General features: G+C 52.3%; 15 protein-coding genes and 1 pseudogene. 11 read left to right on the plus strand and 5 right to left on the minus strand.

All coding sequences use genetic code 11. The annotated features are described in order from the left end of the window. Window positions 1–1,339, plus strand: a pseudogene (locus tag ACW9KT_RS16825) (hypothetical protein); the annotation flags it as partial. A gap of 184 nt (window positions 1,340–1,523) precedes the next feature. Here ACW9KT_RS16825 and ACW9KT_RS16830 read toward each other — a convergent pair. Next, complete coding sequence (locus ACW9KT_RS16830; RefSeq protein WP_457082484.1) at window positions 1,524–1,796, minus strand: hypothetical protein; 273 nt, start codon at window positions 1,794–1,796, stop codon at window positions 1,524–1,526. A 266-nt stretch (window positions 1,797–2,062) separates the two neighbouring features. Between ACW9KT_RS16830 and ACW9KT_RS16835 the strand changes: the two genes are divergently transcribed. The 3 genes from ACW9KT_RS16835 to ppk1 all read left to right on the plus strand — a co-directional run bounded on the left by ACW9KT_RS16835 (window position 2,063) and on the right by ppk1 (window position 8,057). Continuing rightward, window positions 2,063–3,421: a YCF48-related protein gene (locus ACW9KT_RS16835; protein WP_457082486.1), complete on the plus strand. Its 1,359-nt coding sequence runs from the start codon at window positions 2,063–2,065 to the stop codon at window positions 3,419–3,421. 170 nt (window positions 3,422–3,591) lie between these two features. Next, the gene (gene gyrB / locus ACW9KT_RS16840; RefSeq protein ID WP_457082488.1) at window positions 3,592–5,574 is read left to right on the plus strand and encodes a DNA topoisomerase (ATP-hydrolyzing) subunit B; all 1,983 of its coding nucleotides are present in this window, start codon (window positions 3,592–3,594) and stop codon (window positions 5,572–5,574) included. A gap of 188 nt (window positions 5,575–5,762) precedes the next feature. Beyond that, window positions 5,763–8,057 carry a polyphosphate kinase 1 gene (gene ppk1, locus ACW9KT_RS16845; RefSeq protein ID WP_457082490.1) on the plus strand — a complete coding sequence of 765 codons (2,295 nt, stop codon included), beginning with the start codon at window positions 5,763–5,765 and terminating at the stop codon, window positions 8,055–8,057. Window positions 8,058–8,154: 97 nt separating this feature from the next. Here ppk1 and ACW9KT_RS16850 read toward each other — a convergent pair whose 3' ends face one another. From ACW9KT_RS16850 to ACW9KT_RS16860, 3 genes are all read right to left on the minus strand, one after another. Then, complete coding sequence (locus tag ACW9KT_RS16850) at window positions 8,155–9,147, minus strand: Ppx/GppA phosphatase family protein (protein WP_457082492.1); 993 nt, start codon at window positions 9,145–9,147, stop codon at window positions 8,155–8,157. A 124-nt stretch (window positions 9,148–9,271) separates the two neighbouring features. Continuing rightward, entirely contained in the window at window positions 9,272–13,003 is a 3,732-nt protein-coding gene (locus ACW9KT_RS16855) for a hypothetical protein (RefSeq protein WP_457082494.1), read from the minus strand. Between the two features lie 140 nt (window positions 13,004–13,143). Then, window positions 13,144–13,836 carry an SIR2 family NAD-dependent protein deacylase gene (locus ACW9KT_RS16860; protein WP_457082496.1) on the minus strand — a complete coding sequence of 231 codons (693 nt, stop codon included), beginning with the start codon at window positions 13,834–13,836 and terminating at the stop codon, window positions 13,144–13,146. A gap of 429 nt (window positions 13,837–14,265) precedes the next feature. Between ACW9KT_RS16860 and ACW9KT_RS16865 the strand changes: the two genes are divergently transcribed. After that, a complete protein-coding gene (locus tag ACW9KT_RS16865) occupies window positions 14,266–14,625 on the plus strand; it encodes a hypothetical protein (protein WP_457082498.1) in 360 nt (119 codons plus the stop codon). Between the two features lie 26 nt (window positions 14,626–14,651). Next, a complete protein-coding gene (locus ACW9KT_RS16870; RefSeq protein WP_457082500.1) occupies window positions 14,652–15,176 on the plus strand; it encodes a PAS domain-containing protein in 525 nt (174 codons plus the stop codon). Window positions 15,177–15,253: 77 nt separating this feature from the next. On the opposite strand, the gene topA is transcribed toward ACW9KT_RS16870, so the two are convergent. Continuing rightward, window positions 15,254–17,716, minus strand: a complete 2,463-nt coding sequence (topA, locus tag ACW9KT_RS16875; RefSeq protein ID WP_457082502.1) for a type I DNA topoisomerase — start codon at window positions 17,714–17,716, stop codon at window positions 15,254–15,256. 349 nt (window positions 17,717–18,065) lie between these two features. Between topA and ACW9KT_RS16880 the strand changes: the two genes are divergently transcribed. The 5 genes from ACW9KT_RS16880 to ACW9KT_RS16900 all read left to right on the plus strand — a co-directional run bounded on the left by ACW9KT_RS16880 (window position 18,066) and on the right by ACW9KT_RS16900 (window position 26,265). Further along, window positions 18,066–22,442 carry a HAMP domain-containing protein gene (locus ACW9KT_RS16880; RefSeq protein WP_457082504.1) on the plus strand — a complete coding sequence of 1,459 codons (4,377 nt, stop codon included), beginning with the start codon at window positions 18,066–18,068 and terminating at the stop codon, window positions 22,440–22,442. A 71-nt stretch (window positions 22,443–22,513) separates the two neighbouring features. Next, window positions 22,514–23,023, plus strand: a complete 510-nt coding sequence (locus tag ACW9KT_RS16885) for a chemotaxis protein CheW (RefSeq protein ID WP_457082506.1) — start codon at window positions 22,514–22,516, stop codon at window positions 23,021–23,023. Window positions 23,024–23,108: 85 nt separating this feature from the next. Continuing rightward, window positions 23,109–23,492, plus strand: a complete 384-nt coding sequence (locus tag ACW9KT_RS16890) for a response regulator (RefSeq protein ID WP_457082508.1) — start codon at window positions 23,109–23,111, stop codon at window positions 23,490–23,492. Window positions 23,493–23,566: 74 nt separating this feature from the next. Beyond that, window positions 23,567–24,631, plus strand: a complete 1,065-nt coding sequence (locus ACW9KT_RS16895; RefSeq protein ID WP_457082510.1) for a chemotaxis protein CheB — start codon at window positions 23,567–23,569, stop codon at window positions 24,629–24,631. Then, window positions 24,631–26,265: a chemotaxis protein CheA gene (locus ACW9KT_RS16900; protein WP_457082512.1), complete on the plus strand. Its 1,635-nt coding sequence runs from the start codon at window positions 24,631–24,633 to the stop codon at window positions 26,263–26,265. Before ACW9KT_RS16895 ends, ACW9KT_RS16900 begins: the two co-directional genes overlap by 1 nt. Window positions 26,266–26,324: the final 59 nt, after the last annotated feature.

Raw genomic sequence — 26,324 nt, forward strand, 5'->3', positions numbered from 1 at the left:
CTCTTTAGTACTAACGGAATTCCCTTTGCACGTATCACTTTGGGAGTTATCAGCTTATGCTTTGCCCTTGCTAAGCATGGCACTTCTGATCCGAATATATTCTCAACGCTGGCTACGGGAACCCCACGAAGGAGGTCTGCATCTAGCTGGCGGATTTTTGCGAGTTAGTACTTGGTGGATTTATACACTGGGTTTTGTTTACGCACTTTTACGGGTGCGAGTACCCTATGTACCTACGCCTAAGGAAGACCACAAGGGAAATGAGTGGAAGCTGGCTTTGCCCAATTTAGTGGCAGTGGTGCTTATGGTTTGGGCTAGCAAATTTGGTCGCGTTCAAGCGCTTAGCCCCTATACTAACATGATGGTTGCGTTATGTCTGCTTAACGCCGGTATCTTGTTGGCTGCCACATTTATGGGGCAATACAAAATGGTGCAGAACTTTGTGTACGACATGACAGCGCAGCCTTACCGGCCGCTATGGCTCGGAGCCCAGCGCTTATTACATACCGCAGGTGAAGCTTTTATTCCACGCTTGCGCTGTAAAGCAGGCACAGTGGCGGTTATGATACTGATAGTCACAGTTGGAGCTAAAGTTTACTTTCTGCCGGCTTTCAACACCTTACCCAAATGGCTTACGCAAGGTGACTATACACTACGTATTGGTCAATTGATGCCTTTAGAGTCGAAGGAATACATAAAAGCTGGTTTTCTCAACGGCACAAAAGCAAAGGATGAAGATGCAGCTTACCAGATTGCTGCCTTTGATCTACCAGCTAATACACCATTTGCTCTACCTCAATCACTTTTGCAGGGCCCAAAAAGTAGCCAGTTAGTACCGTTGATTAGTTGGACTATCAATGCGGATTCCGTGCGCAGTATTAATTACGCTCGCCATATAGTACAGCAACTGTCTGACCTATCCCCAGGAGTAATGCTACGGCCACTACTTCCGCCCTCAAATGCTCAAGCGCATCGTTTGGCGTGGCGCGAGTTGGTGACTAATTTTCGGCGCGCTGGCATTCGTAATGCTGTCTGGGTATGGACGCCACCGCAAGTTGATTCAGTTGCTTACTACGTTCCTAACAAGAAGTTTTTTAATTGGATAGGCACACCATTCAATGCAGTCAAATCACAATCTTATAATTCAATCCGCGCGCAAGTAGCGGGTGATTATGACTTACATCCCAAGCCTGTGGTCTTGTTGTACACCGATCAGACGAAGCATTCGAATGAGGTTGTAGCTAAATCCCTAGCGCGTGCCTACCCTGAAATCGACGCCGTGATTTTTGCTCCAGAAGCTGGGGAAGGAGCTATCAAGCAGTTAGAAAAATCCTTTTAAATTATCGATGAGATAGCATTTGATTTAGTCATAGCATTAACTAACCTAACTACTCTCTACTTACTGATAAGCGAACCTGAATAGTAAACACTCTCATCAATACTACTCTGCTCAACAGAAAAAGCCCCCAGAGAAGTTCTGGGGGCTTTTTCTGTTGTGTTCAAATACTTAAATTAGGCTGGACTTAATTCAGCCACACGGTGTATAGCAACTCAAAGCGGTGAGGAGCATATGCGTTGTAGTAAGGAGCTTCGGCCTGAAAACCGAGAACATGCACCAAGGGAATTCCTTCCAAATGCGAGTCCACTACGCGAACTGGGTAAAACTGACCTTCTTCGGGCCAGTCGCCAATGTGGTTAACGGGACGATCAGCAGCATTGAGGCAGCGGGCATACTCCACGAATGGGGCATGACGAGTGGCCTCGGCCAGGGTTAGATTAGCAACTTCGTATGCCATAGGAACAAAGGTAGTAGTTTGCAAAACTAGGACTGAAGCTTAGGAGTTCCGTGTAGTGGCCGGCGATAAGTGTGGAGTAGCATCATTTCTTCACACTTGGGACTAATAATTCTTGTCCTGAGGAGATACTAAGTTCAGAAAAACAGCCAGTTAGGCTGTGTTGCTTAAAACGCAGCCGGAACACTTGCCGTAGGGATGTTTATGCATTAACATTCCATTATAGAAGGTACATTGCTTCCGTACTTCAATCTATCTCACCAAAACACATGAAAAAAACCTTACTACCGCTTTTGGTGCTTCTGCTGAGTTTAGGAGCACAAGCGCAATGGGTAGGGCAACCTATCAACTTTCAGGATCCTGGCTCTACGTTAGTTTATTCGCTCGATGCGATTGATGCGAATTTGGCTTGGGCCTCCAGCTACAACGTAGTGGATTCAGATGAAGGCTCTTTTATAGCTCCTGGCTACGAGTATGCCCGCACTACGGACGGCGGTACTACGTGGACCACCGCCGAAATTAATCCCCTTTCTCAGAGTGAATTTGTCACCAGTATCCGGGGTATTAGTGCTACTACGGCCTATGCTTGCGTATTTGATGCGGCAGGAGTGACGAAGGCGCGACTAGTGCGTACGACCGACGGAGGCACGACTTGGGCAACTGCGTTGGAGTTTTCTTCGGCAACTAGCTACCCTAATTTCGTTTACTTTTTCAATGCCAACGAAGGGGTTTGTGCTGGCGACCCTACCACGCGGCTGGGCGAATTTGAGATCTATACTACTACCAACGGAGGCACCACTTGGACTCGCGCTGCTAATCCGGCATCAGTGGGTGCTGCGCCCGCTCCCCGGGAAGTAGGTACCGATGAAGCGCCTGTAGCCATCGGCAATTCTATCTGGTTTTCTACCAACCAAGGACGTATTTACCGCTCCGCCGACAAAGGCCAGACCTGGAATGTAAGCACAACTGGTGTAAATAGGGCTCCGCAGGGACTGGCTTTTCGGGATGCCACAAATGGACTGGCGCTGTTTTTGGCTCAGACGGGCCGCAACCACACGCTGTTGCGGACTGCCGATGGCGGCGTCACTTGGAGCCAAGTAACTTACACCGGACCCCTTCACGGCTTTGACCTAGGCCGGGTGCCTGGCAACAACAATTACATTTCGGTGGGAATAGGTGAGCAGAGCCAAGGCGCTAATAACGACGCAGGCTCATCCTTTAGCCGCGATAATGGCCAAACTTGGATTGCCTTGGAAAATACGCTGAACCATATCGTTGTTGATGCCGTGAGCCCCACGGTAGTTTGGTCGGGAGCATTGGGTCCGGGCGCCTACAAACTCACCTCCACGGTGCTTAGCACCCGTAATGACATGGCCGTACAGCAAGGCCTAACTGTATACCCAAACCCAAGTTCCGATGGGCAGTTCACAATTCAGGCAGGCACAGTGCGACCTGGCACCCAGGTGCGGGTGCTCGATGCGTTGGGTCGGCAGGTATACGAGCAGCCTTGGCAGGGAAGCGCTGCTACGCCTTTTGCCCTGGACTTGGGCCGGGTGAGCGCCGGCTTGTACACCCTCGAACTAGCGTCGGAAGTGGGAGTAGCACGCCGCAAACTTGTGGTGCGCTAAGCCCGGTTCCGAGGGGCAAATTTGCCTTTATAGCACCGTCGTTTTTGATCCTATAAATATGGCTTGCACCGTTGTGGTTGTGGGGGGCAAAATCCGGCCTGCGCTGGCAAAAATGGAATAAAATCGGTATCTTTGCCTATTAACACTGACGCTGAATTTACCCGCATTCCATGAGCGAAACGAAAGAAAAAAGAGTCCCCGCCGAGTACTCCGCGGATAGCATCCAGGTACTGGAAGGACTAGAAGCCGTACGCAAGCGGCCATCGATGTACATCGGTGATACGGGGGTGAAGGGCCTGCACCATTTGGTGTGGGAAGTAGTGGACAACTCCATCGACGAAGCCCTCGCCGGCCACTGCGACCGCATAGAAGTAACAATTAACGAAAATAACTCAGTTACCGTCCGTGACAACGGCCGCGGTATTCCCGTCGACTTCCACCAGAAAGAAGGCCGCTCGGCCCTGGAGGTTGTTATGACGGTGCTGCACGCGGGGGGCAAATTTGATAAGGATTCCTACAAGGTTTCCGGCGGTTTGCACGGCGTAGGTGTAAGCTGCGTAAATGCACTCAGCAAAGACCTGAAAGTAACCGTGCGCCGCAACGGCCACCTCTACGAGCAGGAGTACAAAATTGGCGTTCCTCAGTACCCAGTAAAAGAGATTGGCGAAACCGAAGAGCACGGCACGCAAGTAGAGTTTCTGCCCGATGATACCATCTTCACGGAGTCGGTATACAAGTACGAAACCATTGCTACCCGTCTGCGCGAGTTGTCTTACCTTAACAAGGGCATTCGTATCACTCTCACCGATCGTCGTGACAACGACGTGGACGGCAACTTCCTGTATGAGGAGTTTTATTCAGAAGGTGGCTTAAGCGAGTTTGTGGGTTACTTGGATGCTGGCCGTACGGTATTGATGCCTAAGCCTATCCACGTAATCAGCGAGAAGGGCGGCACGCCGGTAGAAGTTGCGCTGCAGTACAACGATTCGTACCAGGAACACATCTTTAGCTACGTTAACAACATTAACACCATCGAAGGCGGCACGCACGTAGCGGGCTTCCGCTCGGCTCTGACGCGTACCCTGAAGGCGTACGCCGACAAATCGGGTATGTTGGAGAAGGCGAAGGTGGAGATTCAGGGCGACGACTTCCGCGAGGGCCTCACCGCCGTTATTTCGGTGAAAGTGCAGGAGCCTCAGTTCGAAGGTCAGACCAAAACTAAGCTCGGTAACTCCGACGTAAGTGGCGCTGTAAACCAGGCGGTAGGTGAAATCCTCAACCAATACCTCGAAGAGAACCCTAAGGAAGCTCGCATTATCGTTGAGAAAGTGATTCTAGCGGCTCGCGCCCGGATTGCGGCCCGCAAGGCCCGCGAAATGGTGCAGCGCAAGACGGTGCTAGGTTCTAACTCCTTGCCCGGCAAGCTGGCTGACTGCTCCGAATCGGACCCTAAAATCTGCGAGTTGTACCTTGTCGAAGGAGACTCGGCTGGCGGTACTGCTAAGCAGGGCCGCAACCGCGCCTTCCAAGCTATTCTGCCCCTGCGTGGTAAGATTCTGAACGTAGAGAAAGCACAGGAGCACCGCATCTACGAAAACGAGGAAATCAAGAACATGATTACCGCGTTGGGCGTGTCCTTTGGCACTCCCGCCGATGCGGAGTCAGGCGCTGAGGCTGATCCGAAAGGCTTGAACATGACCAAGCTGCGCTACCACAAAATCATCATCATGACCGATGCTGACATTGACGGTTCGCACATTCGGACGCTGATTTTGACCTTCTTCTTCCGCTATATGAAGCCCTTGGTCGACAATGGTTACATCTACATCGCCTTGCCCCCGCTGTACCTAGTGAAGCGTGGCAAGGAAGAGCGCTACTGCTGGACCGAGCAGGAGCGCCAAGACGCGCAGGAGGAGTTAGGCCGTGGCAAGCCGGAAACGGTGAACGTGCAGCGCTACAAAGGACTTGGTGAAATGAACGCCGAGCAACTCTGGACTACCACTATGCAGCCCGATACTCGCTCGCTTAAGCGTGTCGATGTAGAATCAGCTGCCGAGGCCGACCACTTATTTTCCATGCTGATGGGCGATGAAGTGGCCCCTCGTCGCGAATTCATTGAGAAAAACGCGAAGTACGCCAAGCTGGACGTATAGAGATTTAATGAAGTGAAAAAGCCCCCTGGAACTCCAGGGGGCTTTTTTGTTATGTAATTGCGGCTAGACTACACACTACCATCAAGAATTTGGGGTTATCTTTTAGTAACTACTTGTCAGGATGCGCCGCGGCGTTCGGAATGACAAAAGTGCCTGCGTAACTTACTGCCCGCGATTTATTCTGTGCTATGAAACTTTTCAAATCCTCTGACCTTATCCGCAAAAGCAAATACATCAGCCGCGATTTGAGTTGGCTGCGCTTTAACTATCGGGTACTCGACCAGGCTAAAGACCCAAGCCGTACCTTATTTGATAGGCTGCGGTTTATGAGTATTACCAGCTCCAACCTCGATGAATTTTTCATGATTCGTCTGGGGTCGCTTTATAACTATATAGACTACGGCAAAGAGCGAATTGACTACTCAGGGCTGCGCGAAATGCCGTTTCGGCGCAAGCTGCTGGATTTTGCCCACCGCTTCGTGAATGATCAGTCGCTCACGTACCTGAACGAGCTAAAGCCGCAATTCGAAAAGAATGGCTTTAACATCCTGAGGATGGACGAACTAACGGAGTTGGAGTTGAAGAAAGCTGATGGCTACTTCAAAAACACGCTTTTTCCGTTGCTCACACCCATGGTGTATGATTCCTACCATGGCTTCCCATTGATGATGAATCAGATGCTGATACTGGGCGTGGTGACGCGCACAGAAGCAGAGGGGGAGAAAGGACAGGAACGGCTTACTTTCGTGCAGATTCCCCAAAACTTGTCGCGCTTCTTTGAGCTGACGCGCAAGGATAAAGTGATTTTTGTGCCTATCGAGGAAATTGTGCGGGCCAATTTGCCCAAGCTTTTCCGCAACGTAGACATTGAGTCGGCCAACCTGTTTCGCATTACCCGCAACGGTGATTTTACCTTGGAAGAGTCAGACGATATTGATGTCGACTTTATCAAGGAGATACAAGTGGGCTTGAAAACCCGCAAAAAAGGTCGAGTAGTGCGCCTAGAAGTGGAGAAGGAGGCTTCACCGGTACTCATGGCAGTGCTCAAGGAGCGCTGGAAGATTGACAACGGCAACGTGTTCGTAATCAACTCCATGATTGACATGAAAGGGCTGCTGCAAATTCTGAAGCATCCGAACTTTCGGGGTAAAGCTGCTCGTCAACCGGCGCCAGTAGCTCCACTCAGCTTGCCTGAAGGTGCAGAAGACAACATGTTTGAGTATCTCAAGCATCACGATGTGCTCTTGCATCACCCTTACAACAGCATTGATCCGGTGGTGCGCCTGCTGGAGCGGGCCGCTGAGGACCCGCACGTGCTGGGCATCAAGCAGACTATTTACCGTTTGGCTGATGATTCCCGCGTAACGGCAGCATTGCTCAAAGCGGCCGAAAATGGCAAGCACGTATCGGTGCTATTTGAGGTAAAAGCCCGCTTCGATGAGGAGCGGAACATCCGGGAGGGCGCGCGCCTGGAGAAGGCGGGTTGCTTTGTAATCTATGGGGTGAGCAAGTATAAGACGCACACCAAGATGCTTATGATTATCCGGAAGGAAGGGGAGAAGGTAACGCGCTACCTGCACCTTGGATCCGGCAATTACAACGAGCAAACCTCTCGCATTTATACCGATGTAAGCCTGCTCACGACCAATGATGTATACGGGCACGACGTGTCAGAATTCTTCAACGTTATCACCGGCCATTCTCAGCCCGACGACTATGAATACCTGATTACGGCGCCTAAAGACATGCGTCAGCAGCTTATTCATTTGATTCGAGAAGAGGTGCGCAACGCTAAAAAAGGCTTGCCCAGCGGCATCGTGATGAAGATGAACTCCTTGGAAGACAAGGAGATGATTGACGAATTCTACAAAGCCAGCAAGGCAGGCGTGCCTATTCGCTTTATCGTGCGGGGTATCTGCTGCTTGCGGCCGGGCCGGCCGGGCCTCAGCGAGAACATTGAAGTGCGCAGCATTGTGGGCGACTATTTGGAGCACTCGCGGCTATTTTATTTCCACCACGGCGGCCAGCCAAAAGTGTACGCTGGCTCAGCTGACCTAATGGTTCGTTCCTTTGATCGGCGCATCGAAGCGTTGTTCTTGATTGTGAATCCAGCCTTAAAGCGCGAGGCCATTAACATACTGTATTTCAACCTGAAGGACAATCAGAATACCTACCTCATGCGCGAAGATGGCGCCTACGTGCACCGTCGCCCGGCTCCCGACGAGCCAGTGTTTAATGTGCACAAGGAATTCTATCATCGACACTATGCCTCAGTGGCCGAAAATGCCCTCTACGATGAGTGGCTAACCCGCGCCGACGTTCAAACGGACAATGAGGCCTCCAACGAAGGCCCGCCCCTGACCGCTCCCGATTTCCCCGCCGATACCGAATCGCTTGATGCCGATTTTGAGGTCGAGATGGAGACAAATGGCTCTGATCAGGATATGGCTCTGACACCTGGCGAAATGCCAGACGTAGTGTAAGTAGTTTATTGAAATCAAAAAAGCCCCCCAGAACCGTTTTGCAGGACTCTAGGGGGCTTTTTTGTCTTTTGATGAAGCAAGATTTGCTAGCGTCTAACTATTCTGCTGCGTTATGGGTATTCTGCACATCGGGGTGAGGAGTGACGCCGGAGTGGTCAGAGGCGGGGCGGAAGTCCTCGTAGTGGCGCTCAAAAAGGGTTTGCAGCATGCCGTCTTTTAAACCGATATCGGGCACGTGCATGGTATTGATATGCGCCCACTCCATAGCTGAGAGATAGATATGACCGGCTGGTATAATCACGTCGGCGCGGTCGGGGTTGAGCATGGCCACGTTTACGCGCTCCTCCATGGTCATCTTGGTAAGGTTGGCAATAACACTGGCAATGCGAGTGCGCGTAACGGGCTTATCCAGCGAGGTTTGCGACTTAGCTAGGCTATAAAGCTTATTGATGTTGCCGCCTGTGCCAATGGCTCGCGTGACGTGGTAGCGCCGCGCATTCTCCGTAACCCAGTCTTCCATGCGCTTCCAGGTACCGTTGAGTGCATCTGAATCGAGACCGGCTTCTTCCTGCTGCATGCGCCGAATAGAGCCCACCTCGAACGACTGCGTGGCTACTTTGTGGCGGTCGTGGTAGATGTTAAACTCGGTGCTGCCGCCGCCCACGTCAATGTGGAGGTAGTGCTTGTTATCTTCGAGTACGTGTTCAATCACGCTGTTGATATACATGGCTTCTGCCTGACCATCAATAACTTCAATGGTCATGCCTAGCTCTTTTTTGACCCGCTTTACCAGGGCCGGCGCATTGGTGGCAGTGCGCATAGCAGAGGTAGCACAAATCAGATGGTGAGCTACTTCATGCACTTCCATCAGCAGCTTCAGCGAGTGCAGAAACTTAACAAACTTATCAGCCTTGGCTGGTGATATCTCTCCCGTGGCAAACACATCTTCGCCCAGGCGCATGGGGTAGCGCACATACTCCACGCGCTTCAGTCGAAAACGCCCCTCAAAGTATAGGACCGCCGAAATCTGGCACCGTACGGCATTTGATCCAATGTCAATAGCGGCCAGTTTCAGCAGAGGATATTCCATCAGAAGGGTAGGTGAGGGTGAATTAGGAAAGGAAATCAAAATCAAAGATAGCCGTTTGCGGAAAGCAGGCTAATTCCAACATAGAATTGTCTTTGCTGCAAAACTAAGACGGAGAGCACAACAATTACTGATCAATACGGAAGCCAACTCCAAAGCGGATCAGCGCATTTTCGGGCGACTTCTGGTAGGAGAATGATAATGCTAATTGGTCGCGCACGGGTGAAACGTAAAAGCCTGCTCCATACCCGTCGTGCCAGCCATCGGGGGAAGTGCCCTTGTAGTACACCCTTCCCCGGTCAAAAAAGCCGAATACCCCGTAGGAAAAGGGAACAAAGGAAGTTTGAACGCGCCCCAATGCTAGGCGCAATTCAGAGTTGAGATACACACTCGCGTCGCCGGTGAAGCGGTTGCGATAGTAGCCGCGTAGGTTTTCATTGAGTCCCAAGCTGGTGAACTTGTAAAAGGGAATCTCATCGGTGTCGCCGTAATTTTGAGCGCCGCCGCCTTTGAGTACGAGCGTGATAGGAATACCAATGCGGGTGGTGCCATAGTACTCAGCAAAGCCTTGCGTAAGGCCAAAGTTGCCCTGGGCCCGGTTGAGCTGGCGGTAGCTATCGTGCCGAACTAGCAGGCGTACGCCGCGCCGGGCAAAGCTTTGGCGGTCGCGCAGATCTAGGTCCAGCAACGTATTCAACCCAATAAGCCGCTGAAATTCGGTGTTTGGCACTCGGTCAGCTGTGCCAGGAAGGTCACCAGTCTTGAGTTGGCCCAAGTAGCTGTCACTAGCAAAGTTGGAACTGTATTGCTCGTAGGTAGGTCCAATGCGAAATATGCTGCGGTTTAGGAAAATACGCTCGGTGAAAGCACCTACGGTATAGCCTTTATAGCGGGCCCTATAGTAGTTGTTGTCGAAGAGGTTTTCGTCCTTTTGCGTATCGTTGCCGAGTCCGAAGAAGTTGTAAAAGGGAAAGGAATTGCCGTATTCGGCCCGTGCTCCAATGTCCCACTTGCCAAACGCGTAGCGATGCCGTGACTCCAGACCAACTTGGAAATTTCCATTGGTAGACCCGCGTACATTAAACGAATAGATGTTGCTGAAATCGGGTTTTCGGAAGCCCTGACGCAGAAAATCAACACCTAAGCCTACGCCGAAGCCATCATTGCGATTATAAATAGCCGTGGCACGCGGCCGGTAACTATTGTACTCGAAGGCTTCGCGGTCGTAGTGGTTTATATCGGGACGTGTAGAGGTGCGATTGTCGCTTTCCGAGCCTAGCTGGAGCTCGGAGTTTGGCACGTCGTATACCTTCGTAAGCGTACGCAGGCCACGTACTTGAGAGTCGTCGGTTATGCGGTCTTTGCCCTCGCCCCCAATAATGCGCACCAAGATGCTGCTTTTGGCTGCCCCCGTTACGGTGAAAATATCCCTAGCGCCCAAGCCATATAAACTGATGTCTTTCGTTTCATCGGGCTTAAATGTGCGGTCAAACAGCGGCTCGCCCTCCGCTTGGTCGCCGTCGCTGGCCCGGTCGAAGATGCGAACCCTTACTGTTGCGTCGGGCAGGCGGTCTACCTGGAATACTTCGCCCTTGTTAGAGCCGACTACGTCTACCCGACGGGCCAGCAGTAAGTAATACTCGTCTAGGGCTTTCGGCAGCTTCTGAATGCGGGACTTGAGCTTGCGGTTAATATCCTGCCCCGAAGTAGCGTGAAGCTCAACCGGCAACTGAGCCGTGGCTTGGTCGATGGCGGCCGGCGTAATTGTGGACTGGATATAGCGGGACGCTTCCTGCCACTGCTCGCGCGACAGCGACTGGAGCAAAAAACGGTCGAGGTGGCGGGCGGGCCAGTTCAGGCTTTTCATATCATGAAAGTCTTCCTGAAAATCCTCGATGCTAGGCACCACCCACTCGCGGTTAGCCAGATAAGTGAGGGCACCATTCCAGAGGGTAAAACTCTGGTCTCGGTCGCGCGGAATGGGTTTGTATAACGTGCTTTTGCCGTTTTCATAGGCGGCCCACTTCCAGTTGTCCTCGTGGCGGCCAAAGTCGGCCACTAACATATCGAAGGCTCGGGCCTTGGCCAACGCCATTGCATCGATGCGGTTATCGTGGTCTTTGTAGAGCTGGCGGATAAAGCTGAAAGACCGACGCACATTGTCAGAGTTGCCGAAGCCCGGCAAATTGGGCTTGGGGTCTTTGGGCCGATCTTCCAAAGTACCCAGCAAGCCCGCGTACTGCTCACGGTAAGGCCCGAGTTGGCTGTTGTCGGGCAATACAAACAAGCGGGGGCGGGCGTGCAGAATATCCGTCTGATCGAGCAGTGAACCCGTTATGAGCGCGGAATAGGGGTGAGCGGTGGGCGTAATATCGCGCAAGACATTGGCAGCAACGGAATTGCGCAGTTCGGGGGGCAAAATTCGGGTCACATCTTTGTCAACCGAGCGGAAAACGTACTCCGAGCTATCGGCGGCAATTAACTTAAGGGATGTGGTTTGGCGCCCACCCCCGCGCCCGAAAGGCCGTAGGCCGTCTTTTTCAGTTGCTAGATTCAGGGTGGGCACTTGCACCGGTTGCGTCCAGGAAGAGCGATATAAGGACCCCATAATAAAGCGCCGACCGGGCCCCGCCGCGTATTGCGGCCCCGGCGTTACCGTTACCACTGGCTGAAAGGGTGCATCGGGCTTAACTTCGGCAACGCTTTGCGGAGCAGTGGGACAGTCTGGAATGAAGCTATTAATGGGAATCCCACGCTGTCCGTTTTCGTCGCAGGCCGACCGGAATAGTCTAGCTGCATATGCTTGCTGAACGGCGGCATCATTTGCCAAAAACGTGTAGAAGTAAGCTTTTACAGCACCATCAGCAAAGTATTCCAACTTAGAAAAACCCTCTGCTGACTTGTTGAACAAGGCCCGCGAATTATTGCCAACTGCCTGCTTTTCGGCCAAACTGCCCGACACTAAATGGTAGTTGTCCTCGAAGCGGGTGAGCTGCAAGCTATAGTCGTGGGAGGCGGCGTACACGGCGCCCGGATTTTCCTTCAACGTGCCCAGCATTTCCTTACGAAACTCCTGATACGCCGGATGAGCAAGGTCGCGCGGGGTGCCCACGTTCTGACGGTAGGCAGCGTACAGCGTACCTAGTATGGGGGGCAAAAAGTGGCGCGATAGGGGTTGGTGGCCACCGTAGACGCCGTTGCTCAGCACGGGCTGGTGACCCACAATCAGCACGTTTTTGTCTTTCGTGTCGTCGAGCACATCCTGAAGCTGCTCCCGAAACTCTTCCTTGGTTAGGGTCTTGCAGTCGGTATTAGGCGCCTCCGGCCGGTTGAAGGGATGAGTCCACCAGGGCGTATTTAGGGCTACTAGTCGGACCAGGGGGGCAATATCAATTATTTCGGGGCCAGGGCAGCCATTGGTAGGAGCGAAAGCATTTTGGCCGGGCAGCTGCTTCTCAATATACTTCTCTAGCCGGCGTACGCGCTTCAGGCCGTCGGGGCCGGAGTTGGCCCAATCCCGGTCGCCGGGCACGAAGTAGATTTTACCATTTGGTAGGCCCTGTACCAAACCAATCAGTGCATCGGCGCGAGCGGTTTCGGAGGCACGGCTTGAATCCTGCTTGGTTCCCAAACCCTCAGGGCCAACTATATCGCCTAAGTGCACCACCGTAAAGTCTCCCTGCTGAGCTTCTAATGTAGTGCGCAAGGCACGCAGGCGGACGGCGGGTAGCTCAGCCGTAGCCGTGTTGCCTAGCAAGAATACGGTGTGAGCAGGAGCTGGGGAAGACTGAGCGAAGGAGGGCAAGGAAACGACAGCGCCGAGACCTACCAACAGCAGATGGCGGCAAAGTGCATGCATAAGCAGTAGTTAGGATGCTTATACCTACGCAGGAATCCGCCGTTGAGTTAGTTACCTAACCAGTATACGCTAGGAGTTCCTAGCTCAACTCTTTCATTTTTCACAAAACTGAAAGCCAATTTATTAGCCTAGACTAATGTTTAAATCGCCGCCAACAACTCAGCCGCAACTTGCGGAACACCGGTGCTAGCCGGCGCCGTAATAAAGCGCACATTGCGTCGCCCAAGGAGGGGCGGCTGGTGTGGATCGATCACATAAATGGGCGCCCGCTGGGGGGCAAATTGGACCAGTCCGGCGGCCGGGTATACTTGCAAGGAAGTGCCGATAACCATGAAGATATCAGCCGTAGCTGCCTCCTCAATGGCGCGTTCCATGAGCGGTACAGCTTCTCCAAACCATACAATGTTGGGCCGCAGCTGGTAGCCTTTCTCGCACACCTCGCCCAGCTCAATCCGGTCGCTGGTCATGGGGTAAACTAGATCCTCGTAGCGAGTACTCCGGGATTGAAACAACTGGCCGTGCAAGTGAATAACGCGGCTGCTCCCGGCCCGCTCGTGCAAGTCGTCTACGTTCTGGGTCACAATGACCACTTCATAATCTTTTTCTAGGGCTACCAAGGCCAAGTGGCCTGCGTTGGGCTGGGCCTGACGGGCTGCAAGGCGACGTTGGTTATAAAACTCAAGCACCAATTCGGGGTTGCGCGCCCAACCTTCCGGTGAGGCCACATCCTCTATCCGATGGCCTTCCCACAGGCCATCGGCACCCCGAAATGTAGCTAGACCGCTTTCGGCGCTAATGCCTGCGCCCGTTAGCGCAACTATTTTTTTTGCCACGAGAAGTATACTTATTGGTTTAACGGTCAGAAAAGCAAATCAATAGTAATGACATTGCTTGGGAAGAAGCTGTTGCTTATTTGTTAGCATTAACAACAAAATGCCCCCCAGCGTATTAATCTATAAAAGCATGACGCTACAAGCAGAAAGTTAATTGAGATAACGCTAGTAACTAATAGTAAATAAGCGTCAAACAAATGGCTATTAAGTCTTGGTGTGTTAAGCTCCCTTTCTTAAGTGACAGTTCAGCTTCTCAAGGGCTCATCCTTTATGGGTGAAATGAAATTAAACACAGCAGACGGGGGTTTAAGCATGACATTAAGTATAGTGCGCATACTGGTTATAGTGGAGCTTATTTGAACAGCTGCTCCCTCACTTTGTGTGTCATCAGTTAAATTTGCTTCACTTCCGATCTGCCTATTTCTATTTATGGTCGATATTCTATTCGATATTAATCTACAACAACTGCCCGATGAGTACCTGACCGGGGATTGGCGGGTGGCCGACCGAGTGCTTAATCAAAATGACCCTAGCACGGCACTGGCTCAGGCTACGCGCTTTCAGTTGGAGCCGGGCATATTGCGGGTACAAGCTCCCACCCAGCAAGACAATGGCCGCTGGACAGTGGAGCGCGACTCGTTGCTGAGCCGTCCTTACTTGCAGTTGCAACTAACGCAGGAAGAAACCCGCGCTCTTGTTACGCGCCTGCGCCGCTCCACCGACGGCGCCCAAAGTCAGCTTAGTCTTTATTTTCAGTCGGGCATGGAAATGCAACTCGCCCGGCCCTGATTTCACGTTTCGCTCTTTCTTTCGTCATGGTGAATTCTTCCGCTTCTCTATCCACTCCTGTTGCTGCTGACCCTCAGTTTGATGCTCAGCAATTTCGTTTTCTGGCTGAACTGATTCCTCAATTGGTTTGGATTACGGACCCCACAGGCTATCACACTTACTTCAACCAGCGCTGGATTGATTTTACCGGCTACAATGTGGAGCAAAGCCGGGGTAGTGAAATGTGGAACAACTTGCTTCATCCCGACGACCGACAACGCGCCCGCGCCCGGTGGAATCAGTCGTTGGCCAGTGGCGAATTTTATGAAATCGAGTACCGCTTTGTTTCTAAAGACGGTACATATCGCTGGTTTTTGGGGCAGGCCCTGCCGCGCCGTGATGAGCAAGGCGTTATCCAACAATGGTTTGGCACCTGCACTGATATTCATGAGCAAAAGCAGCTTCAGCAGCGCTTAGAGCGCTCCTATGCAGACCTAGAAATGAAGGTTACCTTCCGCAACTTGGAGCTAGAGCGTGAAGTGCAGGCGCTACGCCAGCGTTTGGCCGAATAGCCACAAGTCAATAGAACAAAAAAGCCCTCCAGAATAGATTTGGGGGGCTTTTTTGTTCTATTGACTTGTGGTTTTTGCTACTTAGCTTTTGCAACAGCCTTCTTAGCGGGAGCAGCTTTTTTAGCCGTAGCTTTCTTTGCGGCGGGCTTTTTGGCTGCCGGCTTTTTCTTGGGAGCAGCTGGTTCATCGACCGTTTTCTCCGGGGTCTTCTTAGCAAAGCGACCACCTTTGGATGGCTTGTCCGGAGTGAGTTCGGCCAGTTCTAAGCAGCGCTCCAGCGTCAGGTCTTGTGGTTCTTCGCCCTTTGGGATTTTTACGTTCTTTTTGCCTACCACAATGTATGGCCCAAAGCGACCATTGAGCACCTGCACATCTTCCCGCTCGGGGAATTCTTTGATTAAGCGCTCAGCATCCGATTTGCGCTTGGCTTCGATCAACTCTATGGCTTCAGAAGCAGTGATTGTGTGCGGGTCCTGCTCTTTGGTGAGCGAGTAGAACTTGCTGTTGTGGCGGATATAGGGACCAAACCGACCCAACGCAGCCGTCATATCCTTATCCTCAAACTGACCTACAATGCGTGGCAGCTTAAACAGATCCAAGGCTTCCTCTAAGGTAATATTCTCAATGAATTGACCCTTGCGCAAGCTAGCGTACACGGCCTTTTCCTCTGAGCCTTCCTTAGGTTCAATTTGAACATAAGGGCCATAGCGACCCAAACGAGCAGTTAACTTCTGACCAGTTTCGGGGTGAATACCGATTTCGCGGTTAGAGCCGAGCGTGCTGCGCTCGATGTCTTGACCGCGCTCAATAGTTTCGTGGAAGGCACCGTAGAAGTTGGAAAGCATATCGCCCCACTTTTCCTGACCATTCGCAATAAGGTCAAATTCACCTTCTACTTTGGCTGTGAACTGGTAGTCAATAATAATAGGAAAATGCTCGACCAAAAAGTCGTTCACTACCATCGCCGTATCAGTGGGGAACATCTTAGCTTTTTCGGCTCCGAAGGTTTCGGTTTTCACCTCCGTTTTCACTTGCTCCCCATCCAGCGTCAGCACATGAAATTTGCGCTCTTTGCCCTCGCGAGTATCCTTTTCTACATAGCCACGCTTTTGGATGGTGCTAATGGTAGGGGCATAAGTTGATGGACGACCGATACCCATCTCCTCCAACTTTTTAACCAACGATGCCTCCGTATAGCGGGCCGGTGGTTGGGCATAGCGCTCGATAGCGCGCAGCAACTGTAAAGGCAATTGCTGACCCACCGTCAAGGGTGGCAGGCCGCGCGAGAATGATGAATCGGTGTCTGCCTCGTCCTCGTCGTCTTTCGACTCACTGTATACCTTCAGAAAGCCTTCGAAAGTGATAACCTCACCCGTGGCCGAAAGGGTGACACCTGGCTGGGTGCTGATGCCGATAGTGGCTACGGTGCGCTCCACTGTAGCGTCCGCCATTTGCGAAGCCAGTGCCCGCTTACGGATTAGATCATACAAGCGCTGCTCCTGCGAGTCGCTGCCAGCTTTTGCTAAAGCGAAGTCAGTAGGCCGAATAGCTTCGTGAGCTTCCTGAGCGGAGGCAGACTTAGTCTTGAACTGACGCTTGTGTGCGTACTCAGCTCCGAAAGCGCGGCTGATCTCGGTGTATGCCGCCGCCAGTGCATCCTGCGACAAGTTTACCGAGTCGGTACGCATGTAGCTGATTTTACCAGCTTCATAGAGCTTTTGCGCTACGCTCATCGTCTGGGCTACTGAAAAGCCTAGCTTACGAGAAGCTTCCTGTTGGAGTGTAGATGTAGTAAAGGGCGGCGCGGGCGACCGTTTGCCGGGTTTTTTCTCTAGGTTCTCTATCTGATATACGGCTCCTACACAACGAGCTAAAAACTCCTGCGCTTCAGCTTGCGTCTTATAGCGAGTAGGCAACTCAGCCTCTAAAATTGCCCCCCGGCCCGCATCGAAGCGCGCCGTAACTCGGTAGGAGGTAGAGGTTTTGAACTGATTGATTTCCCGCTCACGCTCGACTACTAAACGCACCGCTACCGATTGCACCCGGCCCGCCGACAAGCCGGTTTTAACTTTCTTCCATAGCACCGGCGACAGTTCAAAGCCAACCAGCCGGTCGAGCACCCGGCGAGCCTGCTGTGCGTTTACCAGATTTAGGTCGATTTCCCGGGGTGAGTCGATAGCATTGAGAATAGCGTTCTTGGTGATTTCCCGAAACACAATTCGGCGCGTTTTCGCGTCGCTCAAGTTCAGGGTCTCAGCCAGGTGCCAGCTAATGGCCTCACCCTCGCGGTCATCGTCACTCGCTAACCATACTATTTCGGCTTCCTTCGCTAGTTTCTTAAGTTGAGCAATTATCTCGCGCTTATCGGGCGAAACGACATAAGTAGGTTTGAAACCATTGGCAATATCAATAGCATTATTATCCTTGGGTAAATCACGCACGTGGCCAAAGCTAGACTTGACAATAAAGTCCTTACCCAAGTATCCTTCAATGGTCTTGGCTTTGGCCGGGGATTCAACTATGACTAAATTTTTGACCATATAAAGAGGATTGACAACGAATTACAGGTGGGTATCAACTTAGAAACGACCTAGAGGGAGCAAAAGTTGAATTTTGCCGCAAAGATGCTGGAATAATCTGGCCTATTACTTATAAGTCCGAATTATCCTTGGCGCACCAGCTTGATCTGCAGGTCAATGACAGCCAACTAACTATCAACATTCAAAGGTAAGTAGTTCAGCAGCCGCCGGTTGAACGATTCGAATAGGAGCGTGCATTTCTGCTTCCGCAGAAGCGGGTATTTATTACCTTTGTAAGTCTGACTACCGGTACACCCACCGAATAGTTTCAGTAGTGCCTTTTCAGCACGCTTCGCAATCTACTTTTTGTATGGCTTCAGGTAAGACCACCAAAACCACCACTCGTCCGGTCTCTAACTCTTCGGCACTGGCTCCGGAAACCGCGGATGCCACTGTAGCCGATATCCAGGATAAAAAGCCGCAGCGGGAAGCACCACAGAGCAACGGCACCTCAGCACGCCGGCGCGTCAGCACCCGTAGCCTCGACAGCACCCAGGACGATGGCTACGTGAACGAGCAGCTCACGCGCGTGCTCTATGCACTCGATGCCTTTAAAAAAGGCGACGTATCGGTGCGCTTGACTAAGCAAAACGACGACATCTTTGCCGACATCGCCGAGGCCTATAACTCGATGGTGGAAATGATCGGGGGTGTGGGAGGCGAAGTGTCCCGCATATCGAAAGTTGCCGGGGTGGAGGGCAACCTAAAGGCTCGCGCCTCTGGGGAAAACGCATCGGGCTTCTGGCGCGATATGATCAATAATATCAACGGCTTGATGGACAGTATCGCTGTGCCGGTATTGGAAGTAGGCAAAGTGCTGAAGAACATCTCCAAAGGCAACTTGGACGAGACGTTCCAGATACCGGTTTCGGGCGACTTCAAGGTCATGGCCGAAACCATCAACAAGACGATTGACAACCTGAACCTATTCGCCGGCGAAGTAACCCGCGTGGCGCAGGAAGTAGGTACGGAGGGTAAACTTGGCGGCCAGGCTTCAGTACCTAACGTGGGGGGCATTTGGAAGGAGTTAACGGACAACGTGAACTACATGGCCTCGAACCTGACCAGTCAGGTACGAGACATTGCCAACGTTGCTACCGCCGTTGCCAAAGGGGACCTAACTCAGAAAATCACGGTCGATGTAAAGGGCGAGCTGCTGCAGTTAAAGCAGAACCTGAACCAGATGGTGGACTCGCTCAACTTGTTTGCGGGCGAGGTAACCCGTGTAGCCCTTGATGTAGGCACGGAAGGTAAACTCGGTGGCCAAGCGTCTGTGCCTAATGTCAGTGGGGTATGGAAAGACCTAACCGACAACGTGAATAATATGGCCTCGAACCTGACCAGTCAGGTGCGAGATATAGCCAACGTTGCTACTGCCGTAGCTAAAGGTGATTTGAGTCAGAAGATTACGGTAGACGTGAAGGGGGAACTGCTGCAGTTAAAGCAGAACCTGAACCAGATGGTGGACTCCTTGAATATGTTCTCCGGCGAGGTAACGCGCGTGGCTCAAGAAGTAGGCACGGAGGGCAAACTTGGCGGCCAGGCCTCGGTACCTAACGTAGCTGGTGTATGGAAGGAGTTAACGGACAATGTGAACTACATGGCCTCGAACCTGACGAGTCAAGTGCGAGACATTGCCAACGTTGCTACCGCCGTAGCCCGTGGTGACCTAAGTCAAAAGATTACGGTCGATGTAAAGGGCGAGCTGCTGCAGTTAAAGCAGAACCTGAACCAAATGGTGGACTCGCTCAACCTGTTCGCGGGTGAGGTAACGCGCGTAGCATTGGAAGTAGGCACCGAAGGTAAACTCGGTGGCCAAGCGTCTGTGCCTAACGTAGCCGGGGTGTGGAAGGAACTGACAGACAACGTAAACTACATGGCTTCCAACCTGACCAGTCAGGTACGGGACATCGCCAACGTTGCTACCGCCGTAGCACGAGGCGACTTGAGCCAAAAGATGACAGTAAATGTGAAGGGTGAGATTCTGGAGCTGAAGAATATTCTGAATCAGATGGTAGACTCCCTGAACATCTTCGGTGACGAAGTAACCCGCGTGGCTCGTGAAGTAGGTACAGAAGGTAAACTCGGCGGCCAAGCTAACGTGCCGCGAGTTGGTGGAACCTGGAAGGAGTTGACGGACAACGTAAACACCATGGCGGCCAACCTAACCCTACAGGTGCGAGACATTGCCAACGTGGCTACGGCTGTTGCCAAAGGCGACTTGACTCAGAAAATCGTCGTTGATGTAAAAGGGGAGCTGTTGGACCTGAAGGACAACATCAACCGCATGGTGGACTCCCTGAACATCTTCGCTGGTGAAGTAACCCGCGTGGCTCGTGAAGTAGGTACAGAAGGTATTCTAGGAGGGCAGGCTAACGTGCCCAGCGTCAGCGGCACCTGGAAAGACCTGACGGACAACGTAAATACGATGGCTTCCAACCTGACGAGTCAGGTGCGAGATATTGCCAACGTGGCCACGGCCGTGGCAAAGGGCGACTTGAGCCAGAAGATTACAGTGGACGTGAAAGGGGAGCTGTTGCAACTTAAGCAGAACCTGAACCAAATGGTGGACTCGCTCAACCTGTTTGCGGGTGAGGTAACCCGTGTAGCGCTTGATGTGGGTACGGAAGGTAAACTCGGCGGCCAAGCTAACGTGCCCAGCGTAAGCGGCACCTGGAAAGCTTTGACGGACAACGTAAATACGATGGCCTCGAACCTAACGAGTCAGGTGCGAGACATTGCCAATGTGGCTATTGCAGTTGCTAAAGGTGACTTGAGCCAGAAGGTGTCCGTTGACGTGAAAGGGGAGCTGTTGGACCTGAAGGACAACATCAACCGCATGGTGGACTCCCTGAACATCTTCGCCGGTGAGGTAACCCGTGTGGCCCAAGAAGTAGGTACTGAAGGGAAACTCGGTGGTCAAGCCAACGTGCCCAGCGTGAGCGGAGTATGGAAAGACCTAACCGACAACGTAAACACCATGGCCTCGAACCTGACTACTCAGGTACGAGGACTGGTAAAAGTAGTAACTGCAGTTTCGCAGGGTGACTTGACCCAGAAGCTGACACTGGATGCTAAGGGTGAAGTTGCTGAACTAGCAGATACCATCAATCGCATGGTGGACGACTTGAACCGCTTGGCAGTAGAAGTAAGTCGAGTGGCTAAAGTGGCTGGTGTAGAAGGCAAGCTAACGGAACGAGCCACTGTAGGCGGCGTGAGTGGCTCCTGGAAAGAACTAGTAGATACCCTCAACGAGCTGCTTGAATCTATTGCTTCCCCAGTACTGGAAGTGAGCCGGGTTGTACGCTCCATTTCGGAAGGTGACCTAACCCAGCGCGTCGAAGTACCGACCGCTGGTGACATCATGGCCATGTCTAACGCACTGAACTTAGCCGTGGAAAACCTGAACGAACTGCTAGGCGAAATCAATGACTCGTCACAGGTTGTGGGGACTTCTTCGGAGGAAATGGCTGGTAAAGGTCAGGAGATGAGTCGCGTAACGGTTGACGTAGCTCTGGCGATGCAGCAAATGGCTGAAGGTGCCCAGAACCAAGCATTGAAAACGGATCAGGCGTTTAAGCTGATCGAGGAAATTATGCAGGCCACCAAAGAAACGGCTGGTAAGGCCGATGTGGTGAACAAAGCCGCTATCCTTGGTGAGCAAACCTCACAGCTGGGTCTGAAAACGGTGGCTGAGGTGGTAAAGAACATGGAAGAGATTTCCAATGCTGCCGCCCAGACATCTAAGACGATTGAGGTACTAAGCACCCGAAGCCAAGAAATCAGTAAGTCGCTGGGGGTGATTACCGACATTGCATCGCAAACTAACTTGCTAGCTCTGAACGCTGCTATTGAAGCGGCCCGAGCTGGCGAAGCTGGTCGAGGCTTTGCAGTAGTAGCCGAAGAGATTCGCAAGCTGGCCGAAGGCTCACGCAAGTCAGCGAGTGAAATTGCGACACTCGTAGATGATGTGCGCAAAGATACGAGCTCAGCTGCCACGGCTATCTCGACCATGGAAGGCCGAGTGTTAAAGGGCAAAAACGCGACGTTTGAAGCTAGCTCGGCCTTTAAGAACATTGCCACGAGCAGTGGTGAAACCCTGCGTACCTCGCGTGACATCCTGACTGCTACCGAAGTGCAGAAAATCAGTATCGGCGATGTAGTGAAGTATGTGGAAGAAGTAGTTGCCATTGCGGAGCAAACTGCCTCGGGCACTCAGCAGGTAGCGGGCACGGCTAAGCAACTCTCGACCTCTATGCAGGAACTGACGGCATCCAGCCAGAAGCTGACCGACATTGCAGATGACCTGCAAGTAGGTTTGTCGGCCTTTCAGCTTATGGAATACGTGGAGCCAGAACCAGAGCCTGAGCCTCGCCGTGGTCGTACGCGCCTAGCCCAGATGCCACAGCAGCGGAACGGTAGTTTAACTCCGGCTCCTAAGCCAGCGCCCCAACGGGAGCGGCCTGTCCGGCGACCCGAAACAAATCCAACTGCTCAACCGGCACCTAGAGCTTCGGTGAGGCCTGCCAAACCAGATCCGAGGAACAAATCGGTGGACGCACCCGCTACAGCTAAAGCAACTGCTCAACGGCAGAAGCCAGTAAACGGTAAAGCAGCTGAGGAGTCCAAAGCCGGCGCTGCTGAGAAAAAGGCCCCCCAAGCACGTTCTAAAGCAAAGTCAAACTAAGAACCAACAGGTTACCTTCGGGCGTGCCACTACCTTAATTAGTCGGTGGCACGCCTACATTTACTTTGTGTATGCCTGAGATAGAATCGAACAGCGAAAAGAAAGTCCCGAAGCAGCAAGCTCTGATTCAGCTAATCGTGTTCCGGCTAGGTCACGAGGAGTATGGTATTCGCATTGAGCAAGTAAAGGAAGTGACTATCACGCCTGAAATTGCGCGGATGCCCAAAACACCTCCTTTCGTGAAAGGCATAGCTAACCTGCGCGGCGACATCATTGCAATTATTGATTTGGAAGAACGCTTCCAGTTACGCCCGGCAACCGAAGAACTCCCCGCCACGAGTTATACTTTAGCTATTGAAGCAAAAGATTATACCATTGGCTTAGTTGTGAGGGAAGTGCCACAGCCGCTTTCGATTCCAGTCTCTATTATCGAAAAAGCGCCTGAATTCATTCAGGATGCCAATATTCAAGACAAATACATTGAGGGAATTGCTAAACTAGACGGGCGCATTATCATCGTGCTCGATATGTTGAAGCTTCTTACCCCGACGGAAATCATGCAGCTTCAGCCAAAGGCCTAATCTTAGTGGGTAGTGCGCCGTACAAGGGCTATTCTTTGCCGTTCTGCTTTTACTCCGTCTTTTTTCTTCTACTGATTCAACTTATATGAAAAACCGCATCCTCATCGTGGACGACTCTTTCTACATGCGCACGATGCTCAAGAATATGCTTACTGATGCTGGCTACGAGGTAGTGGGAGAAGCAGCAAACGGCCAGCAAGCCTTGGAAATGAGCGCTGCTACCAATCCTGACCTGATTACACTTGACGTGATTCTGCCAGATAATACTGGGTTAGATGTGCTCAAAGGCATTCGGCAGGTAAATCCTACCGTGAAAGTTGTGATGTGTAGCGCAGTGGGGCAGGAAGTCATTGTAAATGAAGCCCTTGAAAGTGGTGCTTCTGCTTATATCGTTAAGCCTTTCTCCGAAGAGAAAGTATTGGAGATTGTAAGTAGCGCTTTACAAAACGCTGAAGAGACCAACGGATAGGCTAAAATTTGCCCCCCAAGGCATAGTTCCTAGTCTACTTTACTGCTTCCTACCCCCGCGCATCCACCTATTCCGTGCTTTCCGTATCTGTTCCTCTTACTGTTCTGCTTGGCGAGTTGCCCACCTTGGTGCGGCTTGAACTGACGCGCTTGCTGCAGGCCCAGCCCAACTGCCGGGTGGTAGGCTCGGCTGGCAGTGCCGATGAGCTAGTGACGCTGGCCCGACGGTTTCGGCCTACGCTGGTGATACTAGGTGAGCACAACTTGCTGAGCCTAGATCGGCTGCATCGGCAGCACCCTTGCTCGGTGCTGCTGTATGCTACTGCAGCCCCACTAATGGGGGTTTTGAAGGAAGCTGCTCGTTGGGGGCTCTATAACTATGTTGGTCCACTCCAATCCGGTGCTGAGGAAAAATTTCGCTTAGGTGTGCTAAGTCAGCTTCGGTCAGTGCCCGGAATGTCCGGAGCGGCGTCTGGCGTTAGCTCATTTCGTCATATTGCCAGTAACAAGCCTGATGGTTTGGTTGTCGTTGGAGCTTCCACGGGGGGTACCCGCGCCGTGGAGCGGATTTTACAGAGCCTGCATCCGGAATTAGCATGCGCGGTATTAGTTGCCGTGCATTTGCCTGCTCATTTTACTGCATCTTTTGTCAAGCGTTTGCAGCGCTTAAGCTCATTACCGGTAAAAATAGGCCAAGTGGGCATGTCGGTTGAGGCCGGACAAATTATCGTGGCACCTGGGGGGCAAAATATGGTCGTAAAGTCGGTTGAGCGGGGGCCCTGGCAGGTTTGGCAAATTGACTTTAGCACTGAGCTGAGCCCTAGCACTGATCAGCCCTCAGTCGATTTGCTGATGCATTCGGCGGCGCAAGCTGCTGGCTCCGATGTTGTTGGCATTATCCTCACCGGCCTGGGTAGCGACGGAACGTACGGCGCCCGCTGCATTCAGAAGCGGGGCGGACAAGTGATTACTCAGAATGAGGAGTCGGCCGCTGTTTTCAGTATGCCGCACTCCGTTATTCGGGCTGGCTACGCTGATGCAGTGCTGCCATTAGAGCACATTGCTACTGCCGTTAATCAGCGCTCAGCGCTGCCTACGCCAGATACTTCTTCCTATTCATCCGTTGAAACATTAAACTGATGAAGTCACGGGAGCAGGAATACCGGGAGATTTTCATGTCGGAGGCGCTCGAATATTACGACGCCATGAGCCGGCATATAAGCGAGCTAGAGCGCAACCCGGAGGATATAGCTGCTCTAAACGAGCTGTTCCGTCTGATGCATAATCTCAAGTCCAATGCACGGGCTATGGGCTACAACCAGATTGGAGAAGTAGCGCACGAGATGGAAACCATCTTCGGACTTATTCGCAGCAAGGAAAAAGAGTTCAGTGGTAAGGTGGTCCCGGTGCTGTTTAGCGGCGTCGATACCTTGGGCGCCATGATTCGGGCTGTTGGGGAAGAGTCACAATTGCCCCCCACCGATTTTTTACTGGAAAATCTGGAGCGCTTGGTTCGCGGGGAGGAACCAGAACTGCTTACCGACGATACGGATGCGGATGGCGATGCGAATCGCAAGCTGGAGCTATCGGATCTGGTTTATATTCAGATTAAGAAGCTAGACCATTTGCTGAATCTGGTGGGCGAACTTATCATCGACCGCGACCGGATTATGACCCTGGGGCAGGAGCTAGGCCATCCGGCTTTGCAGGCAGCTGCTTCTCACCTGTATCGCATCACCGACGAGCTGCAGTATAGCGTGATGGATGCGCGCCTAGTTAATGTAGGCTCGTTGTTCAATAAGTTTCCCCGCGTAGTTCGCGACGTGGCCGCTGCTGAGCAAAAAGAGGTTTCGCTCACGCTCGAAGGACAGGATATACAGATAGACCGTAATATTCTGCAAATCATCACCGATGCTCTACTGCACTTGGTGCGCAATGCTATCGGGCACGGCCTCGAAACTCCTGAGGAGCGGCAGCAGGCCGATAAGCCCGCAATAGGTCGCCTGACGCTCTCGGCCCAAACTGAGCGCGATGATGTGCTGATTCGGGTAGTAGATGATGGCCGCGGCATTGATGTGGAAAGCGTACGCCGCAAAGCAGTAGAGCGCGGCTTGGTAAAAGCCGCCGTCGCTGCCCAGTTGGACGCCAGTGCTGTGCGGGCATTTCTGTTTGAGCCAGGTTTCTCAATGGCCAAGGAGGTCACCGAGATTTCGGGTCGAGGCGTAGGGCTAGATGTGGTAAAACTAGCTATTGACTCTCTTGGGGGGCAATTACGCGTTGATTCCGAGCTAGGCCAAGGCACCACATTTACCTTAGTACTACCGACGTCTATTGCAGTAAAGGGCGCCCTGCTTTTTGAGTTGGAAGGGCGCAGCTACGCTATTCCGCTCATGCACACCGATTCGGTGGTGGCGTTGAATCCAGAGGAACTGCACATTGTAGGCGGTACGCTACTCGCGCGAATTCAGGAGGAGAATGTGCCAATAGTGAGCCTGCGGGTCCTCCTGCACAGTGGTGACGGGCCGTTGGCTCCCGCCACGCGTGATGAGTTGATTGGCCGGCAGCGCATCATCATTGTCAATTACAATAATCGCAAGTTGGGACTGATTGTCGACCGTTTTCTGCGCCAGCAGGACATCGTAATCAAGCCTGTGAGTAAACCACTGGATATCATCGACTTATTTGGAGGAGTGACGCTGCTGGGCAGCGGCCAAGTGTGCCTTGTGCTCGATGTGCCAGCATTAACTCGACTATTCTTGGCCAAACGACCTTAAAACACGTATTGCAGATTTCGAAATGGCCTATAGTGGCGTTTCGTACCAACCGACTGACT

This window comes from Hymenobacter sp. HD11105, from assembly GCF_054051685.1.